Annotated in this window: 13 protein-coding genes and 1 pseudogene; 12 read left to right on the top strand and 2 right to left on the bottom strand. The window is 73.3% G+C overall.

The window, feature by feature from the left end; genetic code table 11:
• From V6U82_RS16595 to V6U82_RS16580, 4 genes and pseudogenes are all read left to right on the top strand, one after another.
• A pseudogene (locus tag V6U82_RS16595) lies at positions 1-178 on the top strand (dipeptide/oligopeptide/nickel ABC transporter ATP-binding protein); the annotation flags it as partial.
• A complete protein-coding gene (locus V6U82_RS16590) occupies positions 175-1,182 on the top strand; it encodes an ABC transporter permease (RefSeq protein WP_334462150.1) in 1,008 nt (335 codons plus the stop codon). The pseudogene V6U82_RS16595 and the gene V6U82_RS16590, both read left to right, overlap by 4 nt.
• Before the next feature lie 11 nt (positions 1,183-1,193).
• On the top strand, positions 1,194-2,180 hold the full coding sequence (locus V6U82_RS16585) for an ABC transporter permease (RefSeq protein WP_013288442.1): 987 nt from the start codon (positions 1,194-1,196) through the stop codon (positions 2,178-2,180).
• 108 nt (positions 2,181-2,288) lie between these two features.
• Complete coding sequence (locus tag V6U82_RS16580; protein WP_135241947.1) at positions 2,289-4,031, top strand: ABC transporter substrate-binding protein; 1,743 nt, start codon at positions 2,289-2,291, stop codon at positions 4,029-4,031.
• A gap of 49 nt (positions 4,032-4,080) precedes the next feature.
• Here V6U82_RS16580 and V6U82_RS16575 read toward each other — a convergent pair whose 3' ends face one another.
• A complete protein-coding gene (locus tag V6U82_RS16575) occupies positions 4,081-6,225 on the bottom strand; it encodes a prolyl oligopeptidase family serine peptidase (RefSeq protein ID WP_334462143.1) in 2,145 nt (714 codons plus the stop codon).
• Between the two features lie 85 nt (positions 6,226-6,310).
• Here V6U82_RS16575 and mshB point away from each other — a divergent pair, with 85 nt between their 5' ends.
• The 3 genes from mshB to V6U82_RS16560 all read left to right on the top strand — a co-directional run bounded on the left by mshB (position 6,311) and on the right by V6U82_RS16560 (position 8,276).
• Positions 6,311-7,234 carry an N-acetyl-1-D-myo-inositol-2-amino-2-deoxy-alpha-D-glucopyranoside deacetylase gene (gene mshB, locus V6U82_RS16570; protein ID WP_334462142.1) on the top strand — a complete coding sequence of 308 codons (924 nt, stop codon included), beginning with the start codon at positions 6,311-6,313 and terminating at the stop codon, positions 7,232-7,234.
• Positions 7,231-7,725, top strand: coding sequence for a hypothetical protein (locus V6U82_RS16565; protein WP_334462141.1), 495 nt, complete (start codon positions 7,231-7,233; stop codon positions 7,723-7,725). Before mshB ends, V6U82_RS16565 begins: the two co-directional genes overlap by 4 nt.
• An 86-nt stretch (positions 7,726-7,811) precedes the next feature.
• Positions 7,812-8,276, top strand: a complete 465-nt coding sequence (locus tag V6U82_RS16560) for a hypothetical protein (RefSeq protein WP_128137773.1) — start codon at positions 7,812-7,814, stop codon at positions 8,274-8,276.
• 12 nt (positions 8,277-8,288) lie between these two features.
• Here the strand turns inward: V6U82_RS16560 and V6U82_RS16555 are convergent, their stop codons facing one another.
• The gene (locus V6U82_RS16555) at positions 8,289-9,344 is read right to left on the bottom strand and encodes a GNAT family N-acetyltransferase (RefSeq protein ID WP_334462138.1); all 1,056 of its coding nucleotides are present in this window, start codon (positions 9,342-9,344) and stop codon (positions 8,289-8,291) included.
• Positions 9,345-9,423: 79 nt separating this feature from the next.
• On the opposite strand from V6U82_RS16555, the gene fdxA reads away from it, so the two are divergent.
• The 5 genes from fdxA to V6U82_RS16530 are packed head-to-tail and all read left to right on the top strand — an operon-like array spanning position 9,424 to position 13,171.
• Positions 9,424-9,750, top strand: coding sequence for a ferredoxin (gene fdxA, locus V6U82_RS16550; RefSeq protein WP_007464872.1), 327 nt, complete (start codon positions 9,424-9,426; stop codon positions 9,748-9,750).
• Positions 9,747-10,856 (top strand): succinyldiaminopimelate transaminase, encoded by a 1,110-nt coding sequence (gene dapC, locus V6U82_RS16545; protein ID WP_334462175.1) that lies wholly within the window; start codon positions 9,747-9,749, stop codon positions 10,854-10,856. The genes fdxA and dapC overlap by 4 nt, the downstream gene beginning before the upstream one ends.
• 1 nt (position 10,857) lies before the next feature.
• A complete protein-coding gene (locus tag V6U82_RS16540) occupies positions 10,858-11,874 on the top strand; it encodes a prephenate dehydrogenase (RefSeq protein WP_334462136.1) in 1,017 nt (338 codons plus the stop codon).
• A 5-nt stretch (positions 11,875-11,879) separates the two neighbouring features.
• Positions 11,880-12,524 carry an SIMPL domain-containing protein gene (locus V6U82_RS16535; protein ID WP_318335611.1) on the top strand — a complete coding sequence of 215 codons (645 nt, stop codon included), beginning with the start codon at positions 11,880-11,882 and terminating at the stop codon, positions 12,522-12,524.
• Positions 12,524-13,171 carry a nucleoside/nucleotide kinase family protein gene (locus V6U82_RS16530; RefSeq protein ID WP_334462133.1) on the top strand — a complete coding sequence of 216 codons (648 nt, stop codon included), beginning with the start codon at positions 12,524-12,526 and terminating at the stop codon, positions 13,169-13,171. Before V6U82_RS16535 ends, V6U82_RS16530 begins: the two co-directional genes overlap by 1 nt.
• Position 13,172: the final 1 nt, after the last annotated feature.

Raw genomic sequence — 13,172 nt, 5'->3', positions numbered from 1 at the left:
CAACCCGCCGTCGGGCTGCCGCTTCCGCACCCGCTGCTGGAAGGCCACCGACCACTGCGCCACGGAGGAACCGGCGCTGACCACGCGGGACGACGGCCGGCAGCTCGCCGCCTGCCACTACCCGGAGAGCGGACCGGTCGGCGTGCCGACCGGCGAACCCGTGGAGGTGTCCCAATGAGCCTGTCGCCGGTCGAGGGCGTCGCGCTCGCCGAGATCGAGTCGCCCGGTGAGGGCGGCGAGAGCGGCAAGAAGGAGTTCGTCGGCCGGTCACCCGGCCAGCTCGCCCTCGCGCGGCTCAAGCGGGACCGCACCGCGCTGATCAGCGGCGGCCTGCTGGCGTTCTTCGTGCTCGTCGCGCTCGCAGTGCCGCTCATCGAGGCGCTGTACGGGGTGGGCCCGAAGGAGCAGTTCCAGAACCGCCTCGACGGCTACGGCATGCCGCTGGGTTACGCCGGGGGCGTGACCGGGGAGCACTGGTTCGGGCTGGAACCCGGTCTCGGCCGGGACATCTTCATCCGGATGGTGCACGGGCTGCGGACGTCGCTGTTCATCGCGTTCGCGGCGGCCGTGCTGACCGCGATGATCGGCGTGACGCTGGGAACGCTCGCCGGCTACCTGGGCGGCTGGCTGGACACGGTGATCAACTGGATCACCGACCTGACCCTGGCCATGCCGTTCCTGATCATCGCGCTGGCCCTGATGCCGACCGTCGCGCTGCGCTTCTACGGGCAGCGCGAGGCCGTGCCGGCGTACTTCCAGATCGGTGTGCTCATCGCGATCTTCGCCCTGTTCGGCTGGACCGGTACGGCCCGGCTGGTCCGGGGCCAGATCATCGCCCTGCGCGAACGCGAGTTCGTGGAGGCGGCGCGGGCCAGCGGCGCGGGCCTCGGGCACATGCTGTTCCGGCAGTTGCTGCCGAACGCCTGGGCGCCGATCCTGGTCGCCTTCTCGCTCGCCGTGCCGCAGTACATCACCAGCGAGGCAGCGTTGTCGTTCATCGGCGTCGGGCTCACCGACGAGACCCCGAGCTTCGGCCGCATGATCTACCGCAGCCTCGACTACCTGCAGACCGACCCGGCGTACGTCTTCTTCCCGGGCATCACCATCTTCGCGCTCGTGTTCGCCTTCAACCTCTTCGGTGACGCGCTGCGCGACGCGCTCGACCCGAAGTCGTCCCGGTAGGAGGCCGGCCCATGACGCGATTCCTCATCCGCCGGCTGCTGTCCGCCGCGCTCACGCTGTTCGCGGTGAGCGTGCTCAGCTTCCTGATGTTCTTCGCGCTGCCCCGCGACCCGGTCACCGGCATGTGCCCGAAGAACTGCAACCCGGAGCGACTGGAGCGGGTCCGCCAGGAACTGGGCCTGCGTGATCCGCTGATCAGCCAGTACGCCGGCTACATGAAGGGCATCTTCACCGGCCGGGACCTGGGCAGCGCCCAGGGCGGCCGGTGCGACGCCCCCTGCCTCGGCTGGTCGTACGTGTCGAACGAGGCGGTCTCGGACACCATCGCCCGGGTGCTGCCGGTGACGCTGAGCATCGTCATCCCGGCGGCGATCCTCTGGCTGCTGCTCGGCGTCGGCCTGGGCATGCTCTCGGCGCTGCGCCGGGGCAGCTGGCTGGACCGGGCGGCGATCGGCTTCTCGCTCACCGGCGCCTCGTTGCAGCTCTACTTCGTCGGCGCGGTGCTGCTCATCGTCTTCGTCTACAACCTGCGCCTGCTGCCGGTGCCGAGCTACACATCGTTGTTCGACAACCCGTTGAAGTGGACGAGCGGGCTGGTGCTGGCCTGGGTGGCGCTGGCGTTCCTCTTCTCCGCGATCTACGCCCGTCTGTCCCGGGCGCAGATGCTGGAGACGCTGTCGGAGGACTTCGTCCGGACCGCGCGGGCGAAGGGCCTGGCCAAACGCAAGGTGTACGGCCGGCACGCGCTGCGCGCGGCGATCACACCGGTGGTGACGATCGCCGGTCTGGACGTGGGCGGGGCGCTGGGCGGCACGGTGATCACCGAGACGACCTTCGGTTTGAACGGCATGGGGCGTACCGCTGTCGACGCGGTCCGCTCGGGAGACCTGCCGACGATCATGGCGACCGTGTTGATCGCGGCGGTCTTCGTGGTGCTGGCGAACGTGGTGGTGGACCTGCTCTACGCGGTGATCGACCCGCGGGTGCGGCTCGGCTGAACCGCGACGAAATTTATCGACAACTGTTACCCAACTCGTAGTTTTTCTTCTTTACGATCCTCGGGACGTCGGCGGATGCGCTCGGCGAACGGGTGGAGGAGGTAGGACATGCGACCACGCGCAGCGGCCGCCGCTGGCGGCGCCATCGCACTGGTTGTGGCACTCGGTGCCTGCTCGGAGAACACGGGCGAAGGCACCAAGGTGGACGGCAACCGGCAGCAGACCGGGGTCATCGCGACCGACCCCAAGGACTCGCAGGGACCGGCCGCCGAGATCGACGGTGCGGCCAAGGGCGGGACGTTCACCATCATCCGGGAGACCCCCATCTCCCACCTGGACCCGCAGCGGACGTACTCGTTCGCCGGTCTGATGGCCAACCCGCTCTTCGCCCGCTACCTGACCACCTGGAAGGACGACGGCAAGGGTGGCCTGGTCCTCGTGGGTGACCTGGCCGAGACGCCGGGCAAGAACGTCAACAACGACTGCAAGGTCTGGGAATTCACCATCAAGGACGGGGTGAAGTTCGAGGACGGCAGCCCGATCACCTCGAAGGAGATCGCGTACGGCATCGCCCGCTCCTTCGACCCGGACCTCACCGGCGGCCCCACCTACATCCAGGAGTGGCTGGCCGACACCGCGCAGTACGACACCAAGTGGGACTTCAAGAAGAACAAGACGTCGCTGCCGCCGGGCCTGACCACACCGGACGACAAGACGCTGCGCTTCGAGTTCGCCAAGCCCCGCTGTGACCTGCCGTTCGCGGTCTCGCTGCCCACCACGGCGCCGCTCAAGCCGGAGAAGGACACCGGGGTCAACCTGGACCAGAAGCCGTTCTCGTCCGGCCCGTACAAGATCGCCAAGAACCAGGTCGGGGTCCAGCTCACGCTCGACCGCAACCCGAACTGGGACGCGAAGACCGACCCGGTGCGGCACCAGTACCCGGACCAGTTCGTGTGGAGCTTCGGGCCGACCGCCGACGCCGCCAACAACCGGGTGATCGCCGACAACGGCGCCGACCAGAGCGCGCTGGCGTTCAACGCGGTGCCGGCCTCGCTCGTGGCGAAGGTGGCCGGTGACCCGGCGCTGAAGTCCCGCACGCTGCTGTCGCCGACGCCGAGCGCCAACCAGCTCGTGATCAACACCCAGCGGGTCAAGGACCTGAAGATCCGCCAGGCGCTGAACTACGCGATCGACCGCGAGGGCCTGGTCAAGGCGCTCGGCGGCCAGACCGTCGCGCAGCCGATCACCACGCTGATGCCGCCGTCGACCATCGGCTACAAGGCGTACGACGCGTACCCGGCGGGCGCCAACGGCAACGTGGAGAAGGCCAAGGAGCTGCTCGGCGGCCAGACGCCCGAGCTGGTCCTCGGCGTCGCGGACAACACGACCGAGCAGGCGGAGGCGGTCCAGCTCAAGGGCAACCTGGAGCGCGCCGGCTTCAAGATCACCGTCCGGAACATCCCGGACGACGCGAAGCTGGACGAGGTCAAGAAGAAGAACAACCCCTGGGACCTGTACATCGGTAACTGGGCGGCGGACTGGCCCAGCGGTGCGTCGATCCTGCCGGTGCTCTACGACGGCCGGACCATCAAGGCCGAGGGCAACAGCAACCAGTCGTACTTCAACGACGACGCGATCAACGCCGAGATGGACCGGATCCTGGCGCTGCCGCCGTCCGAGCAGGGCCCGGAGTGGGGCAAGCTCGACGAGCGGATCATGAAGGAGCACGCGCCGGTGGTGCCGCTCTACGTGGACGTGGCGTACAACGTGCACGGGTCCAAGGCGGGCGGGGTGTTCATCTCCTCCGTGTTCGGCTACCCGAACTTCGTCAACGCGTACGTCAAGCAGTAGCAGCCGGACGAGGGCCCCTGCCGACGCCTGTCGGCGGGGGCCCTCGCCGTCACAGGTAGCGGCGGAGGAAGTCCAGCTCCAGCCGGAGCAGCCGCTCGGACACCCCGCCGGCGGCCAGGTGGCTCGCGCCGGTGAGCGGCAGCACCGCGTGCGGGCGGCCCGTCGCCAGCAGCGCCGCCGACAGCCGCAGCGTGTGCGCGGCCAGCACGTTGTCGTCGGCCAGGCCGTGCACCAGCAGCATCGGCCGGGCCTGCGCCGGGTCGCCGAGCGGCTCGGCGGCCAGCTCGACCAGCGAGTGGTGGGCGTAGACGTCCATCCCGTCGTCCGGCATGCCGAGGTAGCGCTCGCTGTACGCGGTGTCGTACAGCGCCCAGTCGGTGACCGGCGCGCCCACGATCGCGCACTTGAACAACTCCGGGTGGCGCAGCACCGCCAGCCCGGCCAGCCAGCCGCCGAACGACCAGCCGCGCACCGCCACCCGCTCCAGGTCCAGATCCGGGTGCTTGTCGGCCAGCGCGGTGAGCGCGTCCACCTGGTCGGTCAGGATCACGTCCGCGACCCGGCGGTGGATCGCCTTCTCGAACGACGGCGCGATGCCCGGGGTGCCCCGGTTGTCGATGGTGACCACCGCGAAACCCTGCTCGGCCCACCACTGCCGTTCCAGCCAGACACTGCGGGCCGCCACCACCTCCTGGTGACCGGGCCCGCCGTAGACGTCCAGCAGCACCGGCAACCGGGTGCCCTTGACGTGCTCGGCCGGGTAGAGCACCGCGCTGGGCAGCCGCCGGTCGGTCACCCGGACCATCGTCGGCCGTGGCGCGTACGAGCAGGTGGCGGCGAACGAGCGCAGCTCACCCACCTCGCGGTCGCCGTGCCACACCCGCCAGCGGACCCCGGCGTGCTCCAGCGACGCGATGCCCACGGCCAGCGTGGACCCGCCGATCGAGGCCGTGTGCCAGCCCGGGTCGCTGCCCATCCGGCGGGCGTCCATGCCGCCGCCGATCGTGGTCCGCACCCGGTAGAGGTGGCGCTGGCTCGGCTCGCCCTCGCTCGCCTCCACCAGCAGGTCCGCCGCCGCGTTCGGGCCGTTCGGCAGCCGCCCGACCACTCGCCGCACGTACAGCGAGGGCGGGGTGAGCAGCGTGCCGTCGGCGAACAGGCAGCGGGCGTCGTACCCGTCGTGGGCCAGCTCGCCGCCGACCAGCACCCGCCCGTCGGGCAGGTGCGCCGGGGTGCCGGGGATCGGCTCCACCCAGCGCGGATCGGCCAGCTCGGCGTGCACCTGCGTCTCTCCGGTGCGCGGGTCCACCGCGAGCACCAGGCCGTGCTGCTGCGAGCGGCGCAGCACGGTGATCAACGGGCCGCCCTCGGTCCAGTCCACCGAACTCAGGTACGGATAGGTCTCGCGGTCCCAGTGCACGTCGACCCAGCCGCCGTCGAGGTCGAGCAGGTGCAGGCTGACCTCCGCGTTCGGGCCACCCGCCACGGGGTACGCGAGCGACGTCGGCGGGCTCGCCGGGTCGGCGGGGTCGTGCAGATACCAGCGTTCCAGGCGGGATTCGTCGACCCGGGCGGCCAGCACGCTGCGGCCGTCCGGCGCCCACCAGTAGCCCCGGTAGCGGTGGAACTCCTCGGCCGCGATGTGCTCGGCCAGCCCCCAGGTGACGCCGCTGTCCTCCCCGGCGAGCAGGTTGTCCGTACCGTCCGGCTCCACCACCCGCAACTGGCCCCGGCGCACTCCCTCGGCGGTGTCGGTGACGTACGCCAGCCGTTCGCCGGCCGGGTCGGGCCGCGGGTCGATCACCGGCCCGACGGCCGCCACCTCGACCACGTCGCCGTGCACCAGGTCGGCCCGGAACAGCCGCCCGGCCAGCGCGAACGCGGCGACCCGGCCGGCCGAGTCCAGCGCGTACGAGCCGATGCCGCCGGAGCTGAGCCGCAACCGCTCGCGCAGCGCCCGCTCACCGGGGGCGAGGCGGGCCGGCTCGGCGTCGGTGCCCAGCAGCACCGCCGGGTCCGCGACCAGTCGTTCCTCGCCGCTGTCGACGTCGAGCAGCCAGAGCGCGTCGGCCGGGTCCTCCGGTCCCGCGGAACGCAGGAAGATCACCCGGGCGCCGTCGCCCGCGACGGCGACGGCGCGCGGCGCCCCGTGGCTGAACCGACGGGTACGGGCGGCCAGCTCGGGAAAGTCCACGCCTGCAGAGTAGGCGGGCGCCGGTGGTGATGTGGCCGACCTGGGCGGACGCATCACCGTCGAGCGGGCAGGACCGCCGGTTAGAGTGACGGGCGTGACGACCCTGCCCGACCGACGCCTCCTGCTGGTCCACGCGCATCCCGACGACGAGTCGATCGGCACCGGCGCGACGATGGCGCACTACGCCGCCACCGGCGCCCACGTCACGCTCGTCACCTGCACGCTGGGCGAGGAGGGCGAGATCCACGTCCCGCCGCTGGCCCAGCTCTGCGCGGCCGAGGCGGACCAGCTCGGCGGCTACCGGATCGGGGAGCTGGCCGCCGCCTGCGCCGCGCTCGGCGTCACCGACCATCGGTTCCTCGGCGGCGCGGGCCGCTACCGCGACTCCGGGATGATGGGCCTGACCACCAACGAGCACCCGCGGGCGTTCTGGCAGGCCGACCTGGACGTCGCAGCCGGGTACCTGGTGGAGGTCATCCGCGAGGTCCGCCCCCAGGTGCTCGTCACGTACGACCCCGACGGCTTCTACGGCCACCCCGACCACATCCAGGCGCACCGGGTGGCGATGCGGGCGGTGGAGCTGGCCGCGGCCGAGGGGATCGCCCCGGCGAAGGTCTACTGGACGGCCATGCCGCGCAGCGTGCTCGACGCGGGCCTGGAGACGTTCACCGAGTCCTCGGACAACCCGTTCGCCGGCATCGAGAGCGCCGACGACCTGCCGTTCGGCACGCCGGACGCGGAGATCGCCGCCCGGATCGACGGCACCGACCAGCACGCCGCCAAGGAGGCGGCGATGCGCGCCCACGCCACCCAGATCCCGGCGAACTCCTGGCTCTACTCGATCGCCGGCAACTTCGGCGGCGAGTTCATGGGGGTGGAGTACTTCACGCTCGCGGTTGGCGAGAAGGGCCCGGGCGCCGGCCCGTACGGCTGGGAGGACGACCTGTTCGCCGGGATCGCCCTGGACGGCACGCAGCGGTCCCCGGTCGCGGCGGCCGGTCTCCGGTGACGCTGCCGGCCGTACCCGTGTCGACCCTCCCCGAGCAGCCGCCGACGGCCGCGACGCCGAGCCCGGCGGAGCGGATGCTCGACCGCGCGCTGCGGGTGGCCGGCGGCGTCGTGACGGTCTGGGCCGGCGTCCTGCTGGCGCTGCTCGACCTGATCTTCGCGACCTGGGCCTGGGAGACGGTGCAGGGCCGCTCCGGCGGGCTGCGGGCGCTTCTCGGTATCGGCCTGGTGGCCGCCGGGGTGGTCGCCGTGGTGGCGACGACGGTGCTGCTGGGCCGGTTCGCCCACCGGTCGACGGGTACGCGCTGGGCGGTTGTGCTCGGCGCGCTGCCGTGGTTCCTGGTGATCGTGGTGGGGGGTTTCCGGACCGTCGAGGGCGATCTGGCGCTCGCCGGTGACAACGTGCTCGGCCTCGCGTTGATCGTGGCCGGTGCGGTCACGTTCGCGGTACTGGGCTTCCGGCGCCTGGTGACACCGCCGGACGCACGGTGAGGTGCTGACGCCGCACAGCTCGCGGTGGTAGACATTCCTGCCAGGAGGCCCGCCGAGGGAGCGGGCGGTACGGCGGGAGGCGTGCGATGGCTCAGCGGTGGCGTGCGGTAGGCGTGCTGGCGGCCGCGTTGTTCGGGGTGAACGTGGTGGCCCGGCTGGTCATCAAACTCGCGTTCCCGGACGACGACACCGCCTCCGGCCGCGTCTCGCTCGCCATGTTCCTGGTCATCGGGCTGATCCTGGCCGGCACCGCGTTCCGGTGGGGCGCCGACCGGCCGCTGGGCCGCTGGGCCGGCGACCTGGCCGCCGCCGTCGCGGTCGCGCTGGCGCTCACCGTGTTCGCCGGTCCGCTGCTGGTCGGGGAGAACCCGTTCGGCGGCGGCGCGGGCCTCTTCTTCGCCCAGATCTGGCTCTATCTCGCGGCCACCGCGGCGGGCGTGCTGGTCGGCTACCTGATCCTGACCGCGCTGGGCCGGGACTACCGGTCCCGCCAGCTCAAGCGGTACGCCGAGATGAAGCGCACCCGGCCCCGCAAGATCGTCCGGCGCTGACCGGGGTGCCGCTCAGGCCGCCGGGGCGACCCGGGTCAGGTAGGTGTGGTGGGTGGTGAAGCCGAGCCCTCGGTAGAGCGCCACGGCGCCGGTGTTGCTCTGCTCGACCTGGAGGAAGGCGTGGGTGGCGCCCTCGGCGGCGCCCCAGCCGGCCAGAGCGCGGACGACAGCGGCGGCGAGCCCTCGGCGGCGCGCTTCCGGCACCGTCTCCAGCAGGCTGACGCCGAGCCAGCGGCCCCCGCCGGTCACCGTGCCCCGCCCGACCGCGAGCAGCCGGCCGTCCTCGCGCAGCTCGGCGAAGCGGACGCGGGGCGTCCCGGTGAGCACCTGCCGGGCGGCGTCCGGCAGCCCGCCCTTGCGGCCTGCGGCGATCGCCAGCCAGTCGTCGGCGGGCGCGTCCGCGAGCGTCACCGGCGGCACACCGGCGGGGGCGGCAGCCGGAAGCGAGGCGTCGGCGGGCAGCGGTCCGGTCGCCGGCAGCGGAACGGCAGCCGGCAGTGGGACGGCAGCCGGCATCGGGACGGCGGGCGGCGGCACGGTCAGGGTGCGCAGCGGGACGGTCTGGACCAGCACCGGGGGCCGGGACGTCCAGCCGCGTGCGTCCAGCTCAGCGCCGACCGGGGCGGCCAGCGGCAGCGGGGTGTTCACCAGGGCGGGCCCGCCGCGCTCGGCGTACCAGCGCTGCACCGCGTCCAGCGCGGCGGGCAGCGCGCGGTCCGGGTCGCCGACGGGTAGCGCGCTGTTCGCCCGCCCGGTCCAGCCGTCGGCCCAGCGCAGCCGCCAGTCGCCGAGCCGTCCGCGTACCGGCGCGGGCCACGCCTCGTCGGCGGCCAGCTCCAGCGCGACCACGGCGGCGGCGGTGGGCCGCCGGGCCGGTGGCACCCGCTTTGCCCGGTGCACCTCGGCCACCGGTACGCGCAGCGGCCCGGCGTCGGTGGACAGAGTGATGTGGGTCTCGCTCAGCTCCACGAGCTCGCCGAGCGCGTCGGAGAACAGCGTGCGGCCCTCGCGAATCCCCACAATCCGGCGGACCACGATCCGGTGTCCCACGTCCTGCTGTCGGAGCACGATCGACCCCCTCCCCGGCGAGATACTAGGCTCTTACCGTTGCGGTTGATCGCGACGAGTCTTGCGGAGGAGAAGACCGGTGACCTACATCATCGCCGAGCCGTGCGTGGATGTGCTCGACAAGGCATGCATCGAGGAGTGCCCGGTCGACTGCATCTACGAGGGCAACCGGATGCTCTACATCCACCCCGACGAGTGCGTCGACTGTGGTGCCTGTGAGCCGGTCTGCCCGGTGGAAGCGATCTTCTACGAGGACGACGTCCCGGAGCAGTGGAAGGACTACACCGGGGCCAACTACGAGTTCTTCGAGGACCTGGGCTCGCCCGGGGGCGCCTCGAAGATCGGCAAGGTGGAGAAGGACGCCACCTTCGTCGCCGCGCAGCCGCCGCGCGGCGAGGGCCACTGAACCGGCGCTCGCCGGTCTCGGCACGGCTGCCCGACTTCACCTGGGACACCCTGGACGCCGCGGCCGCCACGGCCGCGGCGCACCCGGGCGGTCTCATCAACCTGTCGATGGGCACGCCGGTCGACCCGGTGCCGGAGCTGATCCGCCGGGCCCTGGCCGACGCGTCGAACGCGCCGGGCTACCCGCTCACCGCCGGTACGCCCGCCCTGCGGGACGCGATCGCGGCGTGGGTCGCGCGGGCCTGCGGCGCGGGTGTCGACGGCCTGGGTGTGCTGCCGACGATCGGCTCCAAGGAGCTGGTGGCCTGGCTGCCCACGCTGCTCGGGCTCGGCCCGGGTGACGTGGTGGTGGTGCCGTCGGTGGCCTACCCGACCTACGAGGACGGGGCCCGGCTGGCCGGCGCGACGACGGTACGCACCGACTCGCTGACCGCGCTGGGCCCGGATCCCCGGGTCCGCCTGGTCTGGGTCAACTCGCCCGGTAACCCGACCGGCCGGGTGCTGCCCGCCGCCCACCTGCGCAAGGTGGTCGAGTGGGCGCGCGAGCGGGGCGCGGTGGTCGCCAGCGACGAGTGCTACCTGCCGCTGGGCTGGGACGCCGAGCCCGTCTCGGTGCTCTCGCCCGAGGTGTGCGGCGGCTCGTACGACGGCGTGCTGGCGGTGCACTCGCTGTCCAAGCGCTCCAACCTGGCCGGCTACCGGGCCGGGTTCGTCGCCGGTGACCCGGCGCTGGTGGCCGAGCTGCTCAAGATCCGCAAGCACGCGGGTCTGATCGTGCCGGCGCCGGTGCAGGCCGCGATGGTGGCCGCGCTCGGCGACCAGGAGCACGCCGACGCCCAGCGGGAGCGCTACCGCGTCCGGCGGGAGAAGCTGCGCGCGGCGTTCACCGCTGCCGGCTTCGCCGTCGAGCACTCGGAGGCCGGGCTCTACCTCTGGCTCACCCGGGACGAGGACTGCTGGGAGACAGTGGACCGGCTGGCCCGCCGGGGCATCCTGGTGGCCGCCGGTGTCTTCTACGGCCCGGCCGGCGCCCGGCACGTCCGGGCGGCCCTCACCGAGTCCGACGAGCACGTGGACGCGGTGGCCGGGCGGCTCGCCGAGGCCTGACGTGGCGGGCGGGCTGGCGCGGGCGGCGGTGGTCGGCACCGGGCTGATCGGCGGTTCGGTGCTGCTGCGGCTGCACGCCGCCGGGCTGGACGTCGCCGGCTGGGATCCCGATCCGGCGGCCCGCCGGCTGGTACGCGACCGGGGCGTCGACGCGCCCGGCACGCTCGAGGAGGCGGTCACCGGCCGGGACGTGGTGTTCCTCTGCGGCCCGCTGCCCACGCTGCCGGCGACACTGGCCCGGGTCGCCGCCGTGACCGACGACGACTGCGTACTCACCGACGTGGGCAGCGTCAAGGCCGAGGTGAGCACCGCCGCCACCGTGCAGGGGCTCGGGCACCGGGTCGTGCCGGGGCACCCGATGGCCGGCGCGGACCGGGCCGGAGCGGCCGCGGCCGGCCCGGACCTGCTCGACGGCGCCGCCTGGGTGCTCTGCCCGGGGCCGACCGGCCTGGGCGCGTTCCGGCGGCTGGCGGTGCTGCTGGTGGACGTCTTCCACGCCCGGGTGGTGCCGATGTCCGCCCCGGAACACGACGGCGCCGCCGCGCTCGCCTCGCACGTACCGCACGTGCTGGCGGGAGCGCTGGCCGGCACCGTGCACCGGTCGGCGTTGCGGGACGCGGTGCTGACGCTCGCCGCCGGCAGCTTCTCCGACGGCACCCGTGTCGCCGGCGGGCCGCCCGAACGGACCGCGAACATGCTGCTCGGCAACCGGGACCGCGTCCTCGCCGAACTGGACGCGCTCGGCGCGTTCCTGAGCGAGCTGACCGAGGCGCTGCGCGGTGGCGACGCCGGTGCGCTGGCGGACCGGTTCGCCGAGGGGCGGGACGTCCGCGCGACGCTGCGGGCGCGTACGTTCAGCACGCACCGGCGGGAGTTCCCGGCCGCCGCCGACCACGCGGGCGAGCTGGCGTACCTGCGGGAGCTGGGCGCGGCGGGCGGTCACCTGAGCGGGGTACGGGAGACGGCCGGCGCGGTCACCTACATGGGGCACCTGCCGGCCACCCCGCCGTTAGGCTGAGCGGCATGGCTGACGCACCGGTCGTGGCGGTACGCGGTGAGGCGTACCGGGAGGTGGCTCCCGAGCTGGCCCGGTTCACGGTGACGGCGGTGGCGCGCGACCGGGACCGGGAGACCACGCTGACCCGGCTGGCCGAACGGGCCGCCGCGGTGCGCGCGCTGCTCGACGCCGCCGAGCCGGCGGTGGAGCGCCGGGAGACCGGCCAGGTCCACGTCTGGCCGGTGACGAAGCGTTCCGGCGAGCGGGTGGTGGCCTACCAGGGGAGTGTGAGCACCACCGTCACGACCACCGACTTCACCGCGCTCGGCGAGCTGATGCTCCGCCTGGCCGACCAGGAGCAGGTCGAGGTGGCCGGGCCGGTGTGGTCGCTGCGTCCGGACAGCCCGGCCTACCGGGAGGCGCGGCAGGCCGCCATCGCCGACGCGCTGGTCCGGGCCCGGGAGTACGCCGAGGCGCTCGGCGCCCGGGTGATCGCGTTGCGCGAGCTGTCCGACACCGGGATGAGCGCCGCCCCGCCGATGATGATGGTCGGGGCGGCGTACTCGCGCTCCGGCGAGCCGGAGCGCGAACTGGAACTGGACCCGGCGCCGCAGCCGGTGCAGGCGGCGGTCGAGGCGCGGTTCACCATCAGCGAGCCGGTGCTGGGCTGATGCCGCCCGCGGAGGTGCTCGGGCTCGACGACCTGGTCGCCCGGGCGCGCACGCTGGCCGAGGCCGGCCCGCGTCAGCTGCTCGGCATCGCCGGCGCGCCCGGTGCGGGCAAGTCCACCCTGGCGGAACGGATCGTGGCCGCGCTCGGCCCGGTCGCCCGGCTGGTCCCGATGGACGGCTTCCACCTGGCCGGATCGGCGCTGGAACGGCTCGGCCGGGCCGGACGCAAGGGCGCGCCGGACACGTTCGACGTCAACGGTTTCGTCTCCGTGCTGCGCCGGTTGCGCCGGCTGGAACCGACGTCGGTGTGGGTGCCGGAGTTCCGCCGCGACCTGGAGGAGCCGGTCGCCGGGGCGATCGAGGTGCCGCCCGAGGTGCGCCTGGTGGTCACCGAGGGCAACTACCTGCTGCTGCGGGACGACCCGTGGGAGGAGGTGCGCACCCTCGTACACCAGATCTGGTTCCTGGACCTGGACGCGGAGCTGCGGCTGCGCCGGCTCACCGCGCGCCACGAGGCGTACGGGAAGTCGCCCGAGCAGGCCCGCGCCTGGGCGCTCGGCAGCGACGAGGAGAACGCCCGGCGGGTCGCCGGCACGGCCGGGCACGCCGACCTGGTGGTACGCCTGGCCGACCCGCCGCAGACGTGAC

Origin of the sequence: Micromonospora sp. CPCC 205554 (genome assembly GCF_036902745.1) — a bacterium.
GTDB classification, from domain to species: domain Bacteria; phylum Actinomycetota; class Actinomycetes; order Mycobacteriales; family Micromonosporaceae; genus Micromonospora; species Micromonospora tulbaghiae.
The sequence above is the reverse complement of the archived record's forward strand: the minus strand, read 5'-3'. Positions and strand labels throughout refer to the sequence as shown.